Below are 15,172 nucleotides of genomic sequence, written 5' to 3'. Positions count from 1 at the left end.
TTAGTATAATTTCTAGTATCCAGAATATCAATAGCATATTGTAAAAATTAACAAAGTAAAAATGAAACGGTATTCGAGAAGCCTGCAGATATATTCGAGACGAGTCGTGATATTACCGACATTATTGAACGATTAAACGCACAAAAAGGACACCTAATCTTGTCGTCAGATGTCCTTTTTGACTACACTTTCGATATACGATTACTTACTAAAAAAGCTAATAATTACAAAACCATAGCCCACCTTTAAGTGGGATGCAAATTAGATCGGAGGGCTGTGAGGCTTGTGCCGGCGTAGGAGTATATCCAGCTATTCCAAAAACTAGACCAAAAGCAAGTGAGAATGATAAAACTTTTTTCATGGCTTTAACCTCCTTCCTTATATTTATATTCTTGTTATATTTTGAATGTTATGAACAAAAATTGTTTTCTATAACAAAGATTTTTAAAAACAATGGCCCACTGGCACGAGCCAGTAGTTCTTGCACACTGCCTTTATAGGCGGTGTTTTTTCATTTCAATCCCCCAATCTCCCCACCACAAAGAATTCCAAAGTTTCCGGAGATTCCTTCCTTCACGATATCTTATTCAACTTGCTAGGTCTAAATAAAGGTACTCAGCAAAAAAGACTAACTCAATAATGAATGTAGGAATAAAAAATATATTGGTAATTTTTAGAATCATATGATATTATTTCCACATATCAACATACCAAATGAAAGGAAGTGTTTCATGTGCTAAAAAAGGTTACTGCTTCATTTTTTCTCTTTGCCATGATGCTATTGTTAAGCATCCCAGCTTTCGCGGCTGCTGGAGAAGATCACCTCGATCCGGGTGAAAAGCTTGTCAGAGGACAGTATTTGAAATCGACCAATGGTGAATATCAATTGGTCATGCAAGATGATGGGAATCTCGTCCTTTATGGAAGAGGAAGAGCATTGTGGAATTCTAATACACATGGCCAAGCTGCTAGTAACTTAATTATGCAAGGAGATGGCAATCTAGTAATTTACGGTTATCCTCATGCAATTTGGCATTCCAATACTCACAATAACCCAGGAGCTAGATTGGTTGTACAAAATGATGGGAACGTGGTTATATACTTAGCTCAAAAAGCAATCTGGTGGACAGGTACAAACTAAATTGCTTTATGGACGCACTGCCATTATAGGTGGTGCTTTTTTTATTTCATACTAATCGATCTAGTTTGTATCACATCATTATTCATTTCATTACATAACTCCATTAATGTGGATAGCTAACAAAATCCTGTTGTTAACCCATAGGTTCCGTTTTACACCTCAACTTAGCGTTTATTTCCCCCTATACTCCTTCACGATCCCCCCTTCTTTTTTCCTAATTGGGAATTGTGGTTCAATAATATAATGACCATATCAAAATGAATCCAGCGTTATGCAAAAAGCCCACGCATCCTATGTATGAGGAGTGGTGGGCATAGGGTTCATTTCAAAAATAGTTCATGAAAACACACTAAAACCCGCCTTATAAAGAAAGGCGGGTTTTCATTTTCTTGTTATCATAGGAAGTAAAATCGGCTCGCTCTTCGCGACAGGATACTAAGCTTTGATGTATTGCAAAACCTCTGCACGTGCATTAGCATCTTTTTCAAATACTCCACGAACAGCCGTAGTTACAGTAGAAGAGCCAGGCTTTTTCACACCACGCATGGTCATGCACATATGCTCTGCTTCTACCATCACCATAACACCATGTGGCTCTAGTTTCTTCATAATTGCGTTCGCTACAGTGGAAGTAATACGTTCTTGCAATTGTGGACGACGTGCTACCGTTTCCACAGCTCGTGCTAATTTACTCAATCCTACAACTCGTCCACCCTTTGGTATATAAGCTACATGCGCTTTTCCAAAAAACGGTACTAAATGATGTTCACACATAGAATAAAAAGGAATATCTTTAACGAGTACAATTTCTTCATGGTCTTCGCTGAATATGGTTTCGAAGTATGTCTCTTCGTCAACATTCATGCCTTCAAAAGCTTCTGCGTACATTTTTGCTACGCGTTTAGGTGTATCCAATAAGCCTTCTCGGTCTGGATCTTCACCGACAGCTTCTAGGATCATTCGAACAGCTTGTTTTATTTTTTCGTGATCTACATTCATAATGACAGCCTCCTCAAACCCTTTGCAACAAGAACAAGCCAATTTTATCATACCCTATATAAAAATACAAAACACCAATGTGTAGAAACTTACTTATTACTATATCCTAATTAGACTGCTTTTTCATCCTTTATGATAACAATTTACAGATTAGGAGAGCATTTGGATTGCACTTTGAGAGTTTAAGAGGACACTTAGTAGTGAAATCGCCAAAAAAGGCCCCTAAAAGAAGGTAGCAAATTGCAACTACTTCTCTTTGGGACCTTTATATGTAAGATCTTGGAGCTTCAATCTATTTGATTGAATCCTTCAGCTGTTTACCAGGTTTGAAGGCAGGAATCTTACTGGAAGCGATCTCGATCTCTTCCCCTGTTTGTGGGTTACGGCCTTTACGGGCAGCACGCTCGCGCACTTCAAAGTTTCCAAAGCCAATTAATTGAACTTTGTCCCCCTCTTTTAGCGCATCAGAAATCGCATCAAGAACAGCGTCAACTGCTTTTGTAGCATCTTTCTTAGTTAGTTCAGACGTTTCAGCTACCTTTGCAATGAGTTCTGTTTTATTCATTACATTCACCTCCCCTCAAAACTTGGAGTTGCATAGATGGTATTACATGTCTTAACAGATTCAGCTAATTTTATACGCAGAATGGCGTAATTATGCCTTCTGACAAGCTTATAGTAATACAGAGATTTTATTTTTACAAGACTTTTCCACATCAAATGCGAAAAACAGTTCTCTAGCAGGAGAACACTGGTTAAAAAAACACGATAGCACCTAAAAAACATTCGTCATCTATTATATAAAAAATGAAAAAATCTGTTGCTTTTTCAATCAAGCTCAAATAAATAATGTTGATGGGTTCCTTCCTTATGTCGCTTTATATTTTCTTCTCTTCAATAGCAAAAAACCCTGTTCTCCTCTCTCGTACTACAAAGAAAGAACAGGGTCTATCTATAGTGGATTCACCTTTATAAGATGATGGCAATGAGTCCTCCAGAGCCTTCGTTAATAATACGTCCAAGAGTCTCTTGCAGCTTATAGCGAGCATTGTCAGGCATCATCAAAATCTTGGCTTGGATACCTTCACGTACAATGGAATGCAGGGATCGGCCAAAAATGTCTGAGTTCCAAATCGCCAGCGGATCTTTATCAAAATCTTGCATCAGGTATCGCACCAGCTCTTCACTCTGCTTCTCCGTTCCTATAATCGGGGCAAACTCAGATTCCACATCAACACGAATCATGTGAATAGATGGTGCCGTAGCTTTAAGACGGACGCCGAAGCGTGGTCCTTGTCGAATCATCTCTGGCTCATCCAATGTCATTTCATGCAGAGATGGAGCCGCTATGCCATAGCCAGTGGAACGAACCATATGCAGTGCCTCTGCAACCTGATCATATTCTCGTTTTGCATGAGCAAATTCTTGCATAATTCGTAGTAAATGATCCTTGCCACTAATCTCCTCACCAACGATTTCCATCAGGATTTGGTCATACAGGTGATCTGGTGCAATCAAATCAATCTCCGCTACACCGTGTCCCATATCCATACCGGCTAATGCGGCTTTTTCAATAAACTCATATTCGTTAAATTGTCCTACTACACGGTCCACATCGCGCAGACGACGAATATCTTTAACGGTCAATCCTACTGCTTCCTCATAGTTCTGACGCAACCAATGGCCGCTCTCAAGTACCATGACCCAGCTTGGCAGATTTACGTTTACCTCATGTACAGGGAATTCAAATAATACTTCTTTTAGAATCAAGAGAACTTCCGACTCTGTCATTGAATCAACAGAGAGAGCCACAACCGGAACATCATATTTCTCTTGCAGTTCGAGGCGTAATGCTTGTGTTTCTTCTGAACGAGGGCGAGTGGAATTAATTAAGATCACAAAAGGCTTGCCTACTTCCTTCAATTCAGCTACTACACGCTCTTCGGCATCCACATAGCCTTCACGAGGTATTTCAGCAATGCTACCATCTGTTGTAACGACGATTCCGATGGTGGAATGCTCTTGGATGACTTTCCGCGTTCCTACTTCCGCCGCCTCTTCAAATGGGACTGGTTCTTCATACCAAGGCGTATTAACCATCCGAGGACCATTCTCATCCTCAAATCCCTTTGCTCCAGCTACTGTATATCCTACGCAATCCACAAGGCGTACATTTATATTAAGGCCTTCTGTTACGTTTATTTGTACAGCTTGGTTTGGAACAAATTTTGGCTCGGTCGTCATGATGGTTTTTCCGGAAGCACTTTGCGGTAGTTCATCCGTGGCACGAATACGATCTGCCTCGGATGGAATATTAGGAATGACCGCTTGCTCCATAAAACGTTTGATAAATGTTGACTTCCCAGTACGGACAGGACCCACAATGCCAAGATAAATATCACCGCCCGTACGTTCTGCTATGTCTTTAAAGATATCGATTCGTTCCACCATCGAAAACCTCCTTGTGATTGTCTATTTAAATCTATGGCTCTTTTTCTTATTTATCCCTGATTTCGAACATTTTTAATAATCTTTTTTGTACAAGTGTTGTGGACAGTATCAATATATGAATAGATCGTATTTTTAGAACTAAAAAAGACGCCTGCAATATGCAGACGCCCGTTCATTATTCCTGTCTATTTCCTACTATTCGCTTATAATTGCAATAATTCTGGTTCATGATTCACCAGCTTGTAAGGAAAGGACTTCACAGGTACGAAAAATGTTTCCCGTGCCAATACATAGCGTGGATCTGTTCCCTTTGGCACATTCCATTTCTTCTCACGTAGTAGCGTAGCGATATCAATAGCGTAATCAATCCCTACTTCACCTTTCGCATTCATGATTAATGAGAGAGTATTTTGTGTATAGGGGCTATGAATTACAGGCTCCTTTATACCAATAAGATCATAGCGAATGGAAAAATAACCATTGCTTATGTGCTCCTTAATAGGTAGCTTATCATGAGAAATTTGATAACGAATAACCGCTTGCTGAACATCTGCCACTAGACTAACTGTAGGTAAATTAATGAGTTTCACCAATGGCTTTTCTTCCACATCAACCAAGACGTACTTAAAGTTACCCCCTTTTTCAAAAGCATTGGCCGGGGCATCTGGCATGTACTTTGGAACTAGTCTGGTAAAATCCACCTCATACTTTTCAAAGTAAGGCGTTGATGCATCCTTCGTAACAATAGGTAACACTCCGGATTGCTCTTGAAGTTGTTCTACTGCCTTTTGCGTTTGTTCTACATAAATTGGATGCGGTACCTGATTCTCCGATTTCCGGTCTGCTGGGTATAAGCAACCGCTTACGAAACTGGAAAGCAAAAGTACAAGAGCAAATAATATAATCTTCTTCTGAATCATGCTGTTCCTCCTACCATTCTTCCTCCTCAAGGCGTTGACGCTCCAAGGCTTTCTCCACAACTGATTTCCATCTTGACTCAGGAATACGCACGACAAGGTCTTCCTCCAGCACTCGGACCTGACAAGCTAAACGCATTCCCCTCGCTTTATCACGCTCGGCTAATTTACGTTCTTCACCAGCTGATAACGGAGAGGCTGTTCCCTTCTCAATCGTTACTTTGCATAACAAACAAGCAGCATTTCCATCACAACGGGTAGGTATAGCGACACGAGCTACTCGGGAGAGCTGCAATATTGTTTGCCCCGGACGAGCTTTTATGGTTTTTTTACTCGGATAAAATGTTACTTTTGGCATATCTGCTCCCTCACTTTAATATGGGACATGCCACAAGCGAACGGGGCCCTCTTCCTGAACTTGGATTTGACACCCCAAACGATAATGGTCCTGACGCTCTGCTTTTTTTAGACGCAGCTTTTCTTCTTTTGTGACTTCATTAAGAAATTCTGCTCCTTCCAAAACCTTTGTACGGCATTGTGCGCAGATACCTCTTTCGCATGCATGACCCCATTGTATTTTATTTTTTTTCGCTAATTTTACAATAGTCATATTTTTTTCAATTATGACTTCATGAGACTCTCCAAGCTTGGTAACCAATGTCAATTCTTTCATTCTACCATCTCCTAGACTAGTAATACGATTAAAATCATTCCAAACACAATCAACAGCATGAGAAATGCCAAGATTTTCAGAATAATACCTAGGAATGTCCCCGCTTTTTTACGTGAGAATAACAAGAGTAAATTGCACACAAACATAAGAAAAATCGCAAGAAGCGAAATATTCATTTTAGTCATGGGGTCAATGTACATATTCTTCTGCGTCCTTTACTTTTTCTTTTTAGCCTGATTATAGCATAATTATCCGGGTCAAGAACCTATTTAAGAGTAGTCGCATAGGATATTGAGATAATCCACGCCCATATGGAGGGAGCTGCATGAGTAAGCGAAAATGGCGAAATCCTTATGTCACCATTAATAAAAAACCTTCTCGTCCGAGTGCCAATAAAGCCAAAACAAAAGTAAAAGAAAATGCAACTATTGCTGTAAAAGAACCTGTAGTGGCAGAAACTGTTCAAAAAAAGGGACTTTTATCAAAGCTGCCATCGCTGGACATTCTAAGCACCCTTGATTTGCGTACCTCTGTCACCAAGGTGAGAACTAACATTAAAGGGATTAGCTCAACTATTCGCCAAATGGAAGATACAATGGAATCGATCTTTGGTGCGATGGAGATGTTGGACTCGTTTAGGAAGGTAAATAAAAGCGGGGACGTGAAAACAGCGAGTGAAGAGAGCTCGAATCAAAAGCAACAACATGAATCTGCCTTTCTCTTTGACGATGAGGAGGAGACGGAAGAAACAGCTCCTGCTCAAGAAAATACGTCAAACCCATTTAGCGGACTAGATATTGGCCAATTGTTGGGATTACTGCAATCACCTTTAGTGCAAAGTCTTTTAACCCAATCATCAAGCGACTCTGGCAAACGAAAAAAAGAGGGGTAAGATTCCCCTCTTTTTTTCTTGATTGGATAGAGCAGCCATGTCCCTGTAGAGCCATGATTGTTCCTATTTTACTCTATGTGATTGTAGAAGGCTGGGAACTAGCGAAGTGGCCCATTTATGAGCAAAAGAAGCCTATTTCATTTTATCAAGCATTCCAGATAGATCAGCCGGATTAAAGGAGCCATTTTGAACCATGCCCATAATCTCTTCTTCTTTGTCTGAACTTACGGCAACTCCGCTCATCATGGAAACCATCTGAATCAACTGACGCAGCTTCTGCTCATCTTGTAGGTCCTCTTTACTAAAAGAACTAGCAAGCTGGAACAACTGCGATTGATCAATGTTAGTCTTGCCCGTTAACTTGTTGAACAAACTTCTAGATATTCGCTTATTCATGTGTAACTCCTCCTCATACGTCCCAATTCTCAAAATGGGTACTCTCTTTAGCGTATGAAGCGGGAGCAAAATTGGTGTAAAGCCTATTTATCCTTATAGCGAACGATATCTTCTAGCTCAAGTCTGCGCCCTCTCCCCATCAGCTCTTCCACTGCCTGACGAGGGGAGCAATCCCCAAAGAACACCTGATAAAACACCTTGGTGATGGGCATCTCTACGCCTTCTCTCTCAGCTAGTGCTTTTGCAGCCTTAGTGGTGCGCACTCCTTCAACAACCATTCCCATATGAGCAAGAACCTCATCAAGATTTTTTCCTTGGCCTAGCATATAGCCAGCTCGCCAGTTACGGCTATGCTTACTGGTACACGTCACCACCAAGTCTCCTACTCCTGCAAGTCCAGCAAACGTTAAAGGATTAGCACCCAATTTTACACCTAAACGTCCTATTTCAGCCAAACCACGGGTTAACAATGCAGCTTTGGCATTATCCCCATATCCTAAACCGTCGCTAAGACCAGCTCCGAGTGCAATAATATTTTTTAAGGCACCCGCAATTTCAGCACCGATCATGTCAGGGTTGGTGTATACACGGAAGTAGGAATTCATCAAAATATCCTGAGCTTTGAGCATGCTTTCCTCACATTCGGAAGCTACAACGACTGTTGTTGGTGATTGTTGAATTACTTCTTCAGCATGACTTGGTCCTGTTAACACCACAACTCGATCACCAATCTCCTTAGGCACCTCTTCTCTGATCACTTCTGACATGCGTTTTAGGCTCTCCAGCTCGAAGCCTTTGGTTGCATGAATAAGTGTCACATCAGGGTGTAGCCACGGAGATATTTGCTTTACTACCTCACGCATTGCCTTTGAAGGTAATGCCAGAATAATAGAAGTTTTTTCTGTAACCACTTGTTGCAGGTCTGTTTCTGCAACGATCGTGTCGGATAATGTGATGCCTGGTAAGTACTTTTCGTTGGTATGGTTTGTGTTGATCTCATGTGCATTTTTTGGATCTCGAACCCATAATGTCACCTGAAAATCATTCGCTGCACAGACTGAAGCTAGGGCGGTACCCCAACTGCCTGCTCCAATCACTGCTATGCGCTTAGTCAACATTCTTCCCTCCACTCAGCTTAGTTTCCTATTCGATTTATCACCAAGTTTACGCTCTGTTCCGTTCCATAGATTAACCAAATTGGAATAATGCCGATAATAAGCCAATGCAGGAATGGCTAAGGTAATCAAGAAAATATAAATGTCCTGTTTAAAAAACCAAATCAAGATAGGAAATAAAGTAACAAAAAGCAACGATCCCACAGAGACATATCTGGTAATAGCAATACAAATAATAGTCAGAATCGTACAAATCAAAAATGCTAGTGGCGATAAGGCCAAAGCTACCCCAACAGTTGTAGCAATGCCTTTGCCGCCACGGAATCCATAAAAAATGGGCCAATTGTGCCCAACGATCGCTAATATTCCAGAAAAAGCATACGCCACAGGATCTCCATTAGTAAGCCAATGAGTTATGTACATGGCTAGCACACCTTTTAATAGATCCAAAAGTAAAACCACAATCGCCGGTCCTTTACCTAGAACACGAAGCGTATTAGTCGCTCCAGCATTCCCACTACCATGACTTCGGATGTCAATACCAGCTATTTTTTTAGCAACTAAATAGCTGAAACTGACAGAACCAAGCAAATAACTGATGACCAGAGAAATCAATACCATCATTGCATTCTCCACTCCCTATGTTTTCTTACGGGTTAAAATACGGATTGGCGTTCCTTCAAATTCAAACGCTCCGCGAATTTTATTTTCTAAATATCTTTCATAGGAGAAATGCATTAACTCAGGATCATTTACAAACACGATAAACGTTGGTGGTTTAACAGCAACCTGTGTCGTATAATTGATTTTAAGACGTTTTCCTCTGTCTGTTGGCGGAGGTGCCATAATGGTAGCATCCGTAATCAAATCATTTAAGACCGAGGTGTTCACTCGCATTGAATGTGAATCTGCTACAGCATTGACTTTAGGTAAAATGGTATGAACACGTTGTTTCGTCTTCGCGGAAACATAAAGAATCGGTGCATACGCTAAGTATTTGAACTCTTCACGAATTAGCTCTGTAAAACGTTGCATGGTTTTATCATCTTTTTCCAAGGCATCCCATTTGTTTACGACAATGATGACTCCACGGCCAGCCTCATGTGCGTATCCGGCAATCTTCTTATCTTGCTCGATGATGCCTTCTTCGCCATTGATTACCACCAATACAACGTCAGAATCCTCTATCGCTTTAAGTGCGCGCATTACGCTATATTTCTCGGTGCCTTCGTATACTTTGCCTTTTTTACGCATACCGGCTGTATCTACTAGCACATACTCCTGTCCATCACGTACAAACGGCGTATCAATCGCATCGCGTGTTGTACCTGCGATCTCGCTGACAATTACGCGCTCTTCGCCCAAAATTGCGTTGGTTAAAGAGGATTTCCCTACGTTAGGACGTCCAATGATAGACACACGAATCACATCATCGCGCTTCTCCTCTGCATCCACAGGAGGCAAGTGATGGAAAACCTCGTCTAGCATATCACCTAAGCCAAGACCATGTGATCCTGAGATCGGGAATGGCTCTCCTACGCCCAATTGATAAAACTCATAAATATCATTACGCATCTCAAAATTATCTACTTTGTTGACAGCTAATACAATTGGCTTACCTGTCCGGTTTAACATACGAGCTACATTTAAATCAGCATCAGTGACACCAGAGCGTACATCAACGATCAAAATAATAACATCTGCCTCATCAATAGCCAATTCTGCCTGATAGCGCATTTGCGTTAAGATTTGATCCGTCTCAGCAAATTCAATTCCACCTGTATCAATGACGTGAAATTCACGATTTAACCATTCACCTTTTGCATATAAACGGTCACGTGTAACTCCTGGTTTGTCTTCTACTATAGCAACTCTTTCGCCGATCAATCGATTAAAGATCGTTGACTTCCCTACATTCGGGCGGCCTACGATTGCAACTACTGGTAATCCCATACTACACAACACTCTCTCTCTGCTAGCTTATTTCATCTATTAATCATACCATATTCTACTTGTGCCTAACAATGACCAGGATTTCTGGTGTAATTTGATGAATCATTGCATCTGTTATTTTTTCTAGTGTAAACGCCATATCTTGCATCTCTTGATTATCCTTGGCAAAAAAGATAGGCGCTCCGCCTGCTACATCTCCTTTTCTGGTTGTAATGATCGCCACAATACCAGCATTCATGATGAACTCCCCTTTGGCTGATTTACCTTAGCTTCACTAGGCATCCGAATGGCACTTTCAATAATAGGCGTATTTTCAAGGACACGTCGCCCTTTTTCGATTCCATGCTCATAGGGTAACAGAAAAATCCCCATGCGACCCGTTTTCAAATCTCGTTTTACCAAAGGAGTAAGAGAAGGCTCCCCCTCGTCTGAATAAATTCCTAAAATCGTTGAGGCATCGTGAAGAATAGCCTGGCGTTGTCCTGGATGCGCAATCGTTACCTTTGCATTGGCATTCTTAGGAATTAGTATATAGCCTACACCTCGCTCCCTGATGGTGTCCTGAGCTTCGGGTGACCCTACATTCATTATATAAATGTCGTCTACATATAAATGCACGCCATCGAGACGAATAGATGATGGTACCACGTCCGCTATGTGTTTCAATGATTTCCCCGATTTAAAGGCACGAGAAATCAATAAAACAACTATCCCTACCAATACTCCTCCGTACCAATTGAACAGCACAGTCGCAAACGTAGTACAAAATGAAGCGAAAATGACCAGATAATTACGCCCTTCGAAAACCATCGCAATTCCTTCAATATAACTCCCACCTCGTGGAACGAGTTCGTGCTTATCTATCTCTGTCAGGGTTGCTCGTTCCATGTTCCGAACATCCCTAAACTGTTGAGCAGCAAGAGCTAAAAACGTAATGGCTGTGTAGTCCTCCTTTAAAAAGGATGGTACCGCAACCGCCCCTAATCCAGAGGCAATAATTCCTAATGCTATATGAATTAGTTTACCATGAGGATAAGTAGGATATTGCCGATAATCTGTCCGCAGTAAATACAGCCGTGTGACAATCCCAGCGAGAATTCCAAGTAAAAGCGGGACCACGTACTCATTTGAAAGCAATTCTTTGATCATATGTTGTTTCACCTGTTCGTAGGGGATTTTGATTTAAACCGAATCAAAGGGGCAATTCTTGTGCGAAAGGCCACACCCGTTTTTTGAAGCAATTGAATCACCAAATAACAGCTTGACCACAAGGCGAATGCTGTCCAAAATAAATCTTGCTGGTACTCTCCTCCAATGATGCAGCGTTCTGTAAGGGAGAGAAAAGAAGCCTGATAAAACGCATCTGATAATGGAAAAGCAACACACAGTAAAAACCAATGGTAGATAGCATGCCTGGTCACAATAAAACACAACATGACACAAAGAACCGGTAAAATCATGATCTCATCTATGAATAAAAGCACCGGGTCCCAAAAAAACAATTTACGCAACAGGATAAGCGCAAAGGCTAGAAGGATAGCACTCGTTATCATATACTTTCGCCGCTTCTTTTTGAGATGATACCATAATGTCCCGCCTAACAATAAGGGAAGAAGCATCCCGCTGACATTAACCTCTACAGGCAGAAGAAAAAGCCGCCACTCACTGTAGCTTGTAACAAGAAAAGCCGTTAGAATCAACAACGCTGTTGAACGTTTCCAGCCCATTTGATGTAAAAAACGATCAGTAAGTCCCATCCAGACCACGCAAAGTAGTGTCCACTCTACAATCATGGCTATTGTTCCATCATTCATTTGACAACACCTTCATTAGTTAACATAGGCTTCATAGGTAAGTAATCCTAGTATGACTCAGATACAGGGCAAGTAATCCCATTTGACAAAATCTACTAAAAAAGAGGCAAGCCACTCCATTAATCTAATGATTAACGAGCACTTGCCTCTTTCACGTATAGTACGGTATTTACGTGTTTATTTTAACTTGTCACGTAGATCGCCGAACAAATCGCCCAGCGTTACACCCATACCCTGTTGATTGTTGTCTTGTGTATATTGTTGCAGTTCCTTACGAGATACACGTTCTGCTTCTTCGTCGCGATCTTCTTCTACCGCGCGAATACTTAAGCTTACACGTTGCTCAGCAGGATTGATTTCCAGGACCTTCACATTTACTTCTTGCCCTTCTTTTAATACCTCACTAGGCGATTTCACACGGCGGTTTGCGATTTGTGAGATATGCACCAAGCCCTCTACATGAGGAGCAATCTCTACAAATGCACCAAAACCGGTTAAACGCTTCACTGTACCAGTGACCACGTCACCTTTTTTGAACTTCTCAGCGATATCATGGTAAGGTCCTGGTTGCGCTTCTTTCATGCTCAAGCTGATGCGCTCATTTTCCTTATCCACCTTCAAAACCTTCACTTTAACCTTGTCGCCTTCTTTTACTACATCAGCAGGTTTATCTACATGCTCCCAAGCTAATTCGGACACATGTACCAGCCCGTCTACACCACCGATATCAACAAATACGCCAAAATCAGTCAGGCGTTGCACAGTACCCTCAAGAATATTTCCAGCTTCGATTCTATCCAGTACTTTGCCTTTGCTCGCTTTGGCCTCTTCTTCTAACACAGCTTTATGAGAAAGGATCACCTTGTTCTTTTCTTGATCCAATTCCATAACTTTTAGCGTGAGCGTACGTCCTTTGTAATCGCTAAAATCCTCTACAAAATGACGCTCTACCATAGAAGCAGGGATAAAACCACGCAGACCTACATCAACTACAAGTCCACCTTTTACTACGTCTTTCACTTCTGCTTCGATCGTTTCATTGTTTTGTTGCTTTTTAGCTAGTTCTTCCCATGCTATTTGAGCATCTACCGCTTTTTTCGAAACAACCAGCTCTTCTTTTTCTTCATTCAGTTTTGTTACTTTTACAGTAAACTCATCGCCTTCTGAAACAATATCAGAAGTTTTTTCTACATGAAGACCAGAAAGCTCACTGATTGGGATAAGACCATCATATTTGTAGCCTACATCGACCAATACTTGTTTCTCTTCTACCTTTGTCACTTTTGCCTTCACAATGTCCCCTACGGACAGAGTTTGAACATCTGTTAGACTTACGTTGTTATCTGTGCCATCGACCATTGAACAAACCTCCTCGAATGCCAACATTGACATGTAAGTGTTATTGAAGCCAACCTGTGAACAAAATATATTAAACCCCGCCAATGGCGTGTGGTCTTCCAAATTTTAAGCAGGAGAGTAGCTATTAGTATATGATGATACTGGAAAAACCATACAAATTCCAGAAATGTAACTTTGCTACTGTTGATGAGTATCTTTCAATTTTTGAATCTCGCTCATAATCACCTGCGTTACCTCGCGCATCGTTTCACTGCTGCTTTTAGCCTCTCGGTATTTCGAGATATCAATTGGCTTTCCATACACGACCTTTACTTTGTGGAACAAACGGTATGGTCCAATGATTGCCACAGGAATGATAGCTGCCTCTGATTTGAGAGCAAACATTGCTACTCCCGTCTTTCCCTCGCCCAATTCTCCGGTTTTGCTTCGCGTTCCTTCTGGAAAAATACCAAAGACCTTTCCCTGCTCTAGAACCTGTAGTGTAGTGCGGATAGCACCACGGTCATTACCACCACGCTTAACGGGAATAGCATTAAAGCTTTTCAATACATGGGACAAAACAGGGAACCTAAACAATTCTTCTTTTGCCATATAACTGACTTGTCTATCTATTCCACATCCTAGTAAGGGCGGGTCCCAATTACTGATATGATTAGAGCATAGAATGACTGGACCTTCATTTGGCACATTCTCATATCCAATGGACTCATACCGGTATAGTCCTTTTAGCACAATACGGAAGATAGCTCGAAAAAATTTATAAAGAATCAATGTATTTCACCCAATCATTTGCAAAGCGCAAGAATTTTATTAACAACCTCATCTAGCGGCATTCCGGTGGTGTCTAATAAGATAGCGTCATCTGCCTGCTTGAGTGGGGCTGTTTCTCGCTCACGGTCACGTTTATCACGCTCTGCAATTTCCTTTTGTAATTCGTTTATATCAGGTTGTTCTCCTTTTGCAAGAAGATCACCAAAACGACGTGTAGCTCGCTCTTCTATGGAAGCTGTCAGAAAGATCTTCACCTCAGCTTCAGGTAACACGTGAGTACCTATATCACGCCCATCCATAACCACGTTTCCTTGCTGAGCCATCTCACGTTGTAGTATCAGCATTGTAGCACGAACCGCTGGATAGCTCGCCACTACGGAAGCATAATTACTAACTTCCTGTGTGCGAATTTGATGAGTGATATCCTCATGATCCCAATACACACGCTGTCCTTCCTCTGTGCGCTTCAACTCAATCTTGGCTTGCTGTAGCAGGCTTGCAACGGATTCCTGATCCTCAATTGCAGTGCCGTTCTTTAATACAGCCCATGCCAAAGCCCGATACATCGCTCCTGTATCAATATAAACGTACTGTAATGCAGCAGCCACAAGCTGTGCTACGGTACTCTTCCCTGCACCAGCAGGTCCATCAATTGCAATATTCATTATGTAAATTCACCTACTAGAGTTTA

Annotated in this window: 20 protein-coding genes; 2 read left to right on the top strand and 18 right to left on the bottom strand. The window is 41.4% G+C overall.

Annotated elements, in window-relative coordinates; all coding sequences use genetic code 11:
* Positions 1–217: 217 nt before the first annotated feature.
* On the bottom strand, positions 218–361 hold the full coding sequence (locus tag BRLA_RS23950) for a hypothetical protein (RefSeq protein ID WP_154071879.1): 144 nt from the start codon (positions 359–361) through the stop codon (positions 218–220).
* Between the two features lie 372 nt (positions 362–733).
* Here BRLA_RS23950 and BRLA_RS09235 point away from each other — a divergent pair, with 372 nt between their 5' ends.
* Entirely contained in the window at positions 734–1,141 is a 408-nt protein-coding gene (locus BRLA_RS09235; protein ID WP_003341800.1) for a D-mannose binding lectin family protein, read from the top strand.
* 435 nt (positions 1,142–1,576) lie between these two features.
* Here the strand turns inward: BRLA_RS09235 and folE are convergent, their stop codons facing one another.
* The 7 genes from folE to BRLA_RS09200 all read right to left on the bottom strand — a co-directional run bounded on the left by folE (position 1,577) and on the right by BRLA_RS09200 (position 6,357).
* Positions 1,577–2,143 (bottom strand): GTP cyclohydrolase I FolE, encoded by a 567-nt coding sequence (gene folE, locus BRLA_RS09230; RefSeq protein ID WP_173645579.1) that lies wholly within the window; start codon positions 2,141–2,143, stop codon positions 1,577–1,579.
* Positions 2,144–2,432: 289 nt separating this feature from the next.
* Entirely contained in the window at positions 2,433–2,705 is a 273-nt protein-coding gene (locus BRLA_RS09225; RefSeq protein ID WP_003338529.1) for an HU family DNA-binding protein, read from the bottom strand.
* 404 nt (positions 2,706–3,109) lie between these two features.
* Positions 3,110–4,588 carry a stage IV sporulation protein A gene (gene spoIVA, locus BRLA_RS09220; protein ID WP_003341806.1) on the bottom strand — a complete coding sequence of 493 codons (1,479 nt, stop codon included), beginning with the start codon at positions 4,586–4,588 and terminating at the stop codon, positions 3,110–3,112.
* A 206-nt stretch (positions 4,589–4,794) separates the two neighbouring features.
* The gene (locus BRLA_RS09215) at positions 4,795–5,511 is read right to left on the bottom strand and encodes a hypothetical protein (RefSeq protein WP_003338525.1); all 717 of its coding nucleotides are present in this window, start codon (positions 5,509–5,511) and stop codon (positions 4,795–4,797) included.
* A 10-nt stretch (positions 5,512–5,521) separates the two neighbouring features.
* Positions 5,522–5,866 (bottom strand): 2Fe-2S iron-sulfur cluster-binding protein, encoded by a 345-nt coding sequence (locus BRLA_RS09210; protein WP_003338524.1) that lies wholly within the window; start codon positions 5,864–5,866, stop codon positions 5,522–5,524.
* 15 nt (positions 5,867–5,881) lie between these two features.
* Positions 5,882–6,181: a 2Fe-2S iron-sulfur cluster-binding protein gene (locus BRLA_RS09205; protein WP_003338523.1), complete on the bottom strand. Its 300-nt coding sequence runs from the start codon at positions 6,179–6,181 to the stop codon at positions 5,882–5,884.
* A gap of 11 nt (positions 6,182–6,192) precedes the next feature.
* On the bottom strand, positions 6,193–6,357 hold the full coding sequence (locus BRLA_RS09200) for a DUF2768 family protein (protein WP_255193573.1): 165 nt from the start codon (positions 6,355–6,357) through the stop codon (positions 6,193–6,195).
* A 149-nt stretch (positions 6,358–6,506) separates the two neighbouring features.
* On the opposite strand from BRLA_RS09200, the gene BRLA_RS09195 reads away from it, so the two are divergent.
* Complete coding sequence (locus BRLA_RS09195; protein ID WP_003338520.1) at positions 6,507–7,073, top strand: hypothetical protein; 567 nt, start codon at positions 6,507–6,509, stop codon at positions 7,071–7,073.
* Between the two features lie 132 nt (positions 7,074–7,205).
* Here the strand turns inward: BRLA_RS09195 and BRLA_RS09190 are convergent, their stop codons facing one another.
* The 10 genes from BRLA_RS09190 to cmk all read right to left on the bottom strand — a co-directional run bounded on the left by BRLA_RS09190 (position 7,206) and on the right by cmk (position 15,146).
* Positions 7,206–7,469 (bottom strand): stage VI sporulation protein F, encoded by a 264-nt coding sequence (locus BRLA_RS09190; protein WP_003338519.1) that lies wholly within the window; start codon positions 7,467–7,469, stop codon positions 7,206–7,208.
* Positions 7,470–7,552: 83 nt separating this feature from the next.
* On the bottom strand, positions 7,553–8,587 hold the full coding sequence (locus BRLA_RS09185) for an NAD(P)H-dependent glycerol-3-phosphate dehydrogenase (protein ID WP_003338518.1): 1,035 nt from the start codon (positions 8,585–8,587) through the stop codon (positions 7,553–7,555).
* A gap of 12 nt (positions 8,588–8,599) precedes the next feature.
* Entirely contained in the window at positions 8,600–9,205 is a 606-nt protein-coding gene (gene plsY, locus BRLA_RS09180) for a glycerol-3-phosphate 1-O-acyltransferase PlsY (protein WP_022583886.1), read from the bottom strand.
* 18 nt (positions 9,206–9,223) lie between these two features.
* Entirely contained in the window at positions 9,224–10,537 is a 1,314-nt protein-coding gene (gene der, locus BRLA_RS09175; RefSeq protein ID WP_003338515.1) for a ribosome biogenesis GTPase Der, read from the bottom strand.
* A gap of 55 nt (positions 10,538–10,592) precedes the next feature.
* The gene (locus BRLA_RS09170; RefSeq protein ID WP_003338513.1) at positions 10,593–10,775 is read right to left on the bottom strand and encodes a capping complex subunit for YIEGIA; all 183 of its coding nucleotides are present in this window, start codon (positions 10,773–10,775) and stop codon (positions 10,593–10,595) included.
* The gene (locus BRLA_RS09165; protein WP_003338511.1) at positions 10,772–11,686 is read right to left on the bottom strand and encodes a YIEGIA family protein; all 915 of its coding nucleotides are present in this window, start codon (positions 11,684–11,686) and stop codon (positions 10,772–10,774) included. The genes BRLA_RS09170 and BRLA_RS09165 overlap by 4 nt, the downstream gene beginning before the upstream one ends.
* Positions 11,687–11,694: 8 nt before the next feature.
* On the bottom strand, positions 11,695–12,351 hold the full coding sequence (locus tag BRLA_RS09160; RefSeq protein WP_003338510.1) for a YphA family membrane protein: 657 nt from the start codon (positions 12,349–12,351) through the stop codon (positions 11,695–11,697).
* 177 nt (positions 12,352–12,528) lie between these two features.
* On the bottom strand, positions 12,529–13,710 hold the full coding sequence (rpsA, locus tag BRLA_RS09155) for a 30S ribosomal protein S1 (RefSeq protein WP_003338509.1): 1,182 nt from the start codon (positions 13,708–13,710) through the stop codon (positions 12,529–12,531).
* A 177-nt stretch (positions 13,711–13,887) separates the two neighbouring features.
* Positions 13,888–14,481 carry a lysophospholipid acyltransferase family protein gene (locus BRLA_RS09150; protein ID WP_003338508.1) on the bottom strand — a complete coding sequence of 198 codons (594 nt, stop codon included), beginning with the start codon at positions 14,479–14,481 and terminating at the stop codon, positions 13,888–13,890.
* A 14-nt stretch (positions 14,482–14,495) separates the two neighbouring features.
* Complete coding sequence (cmk, locus tag BRLA_RS09145; RefSeq protein WP_003338507.1) at positions 14,496–15,146, bottom strand: (d)CMP kinase; 651 nt, start codon at positions 15,144–15,146, stop codon at positions 14,496–14,498.
* Between the last annotated feature and the right edge of the window lie 26 nt (positions 15,147–15,172).

This window comes from Brevibacillus laterosporus LMG 15441 (assembly GCF_000219535.2).
Lineage (GTDB): Bacteria > Bacillota > Bacilli > Brevibacillales > Brevibacillaceae > Brevibacillus_B > Brevibacillus_B halotolerans.
This window is presented reverse-complemented; position numbering and strand designations above follow the sequence as displayed.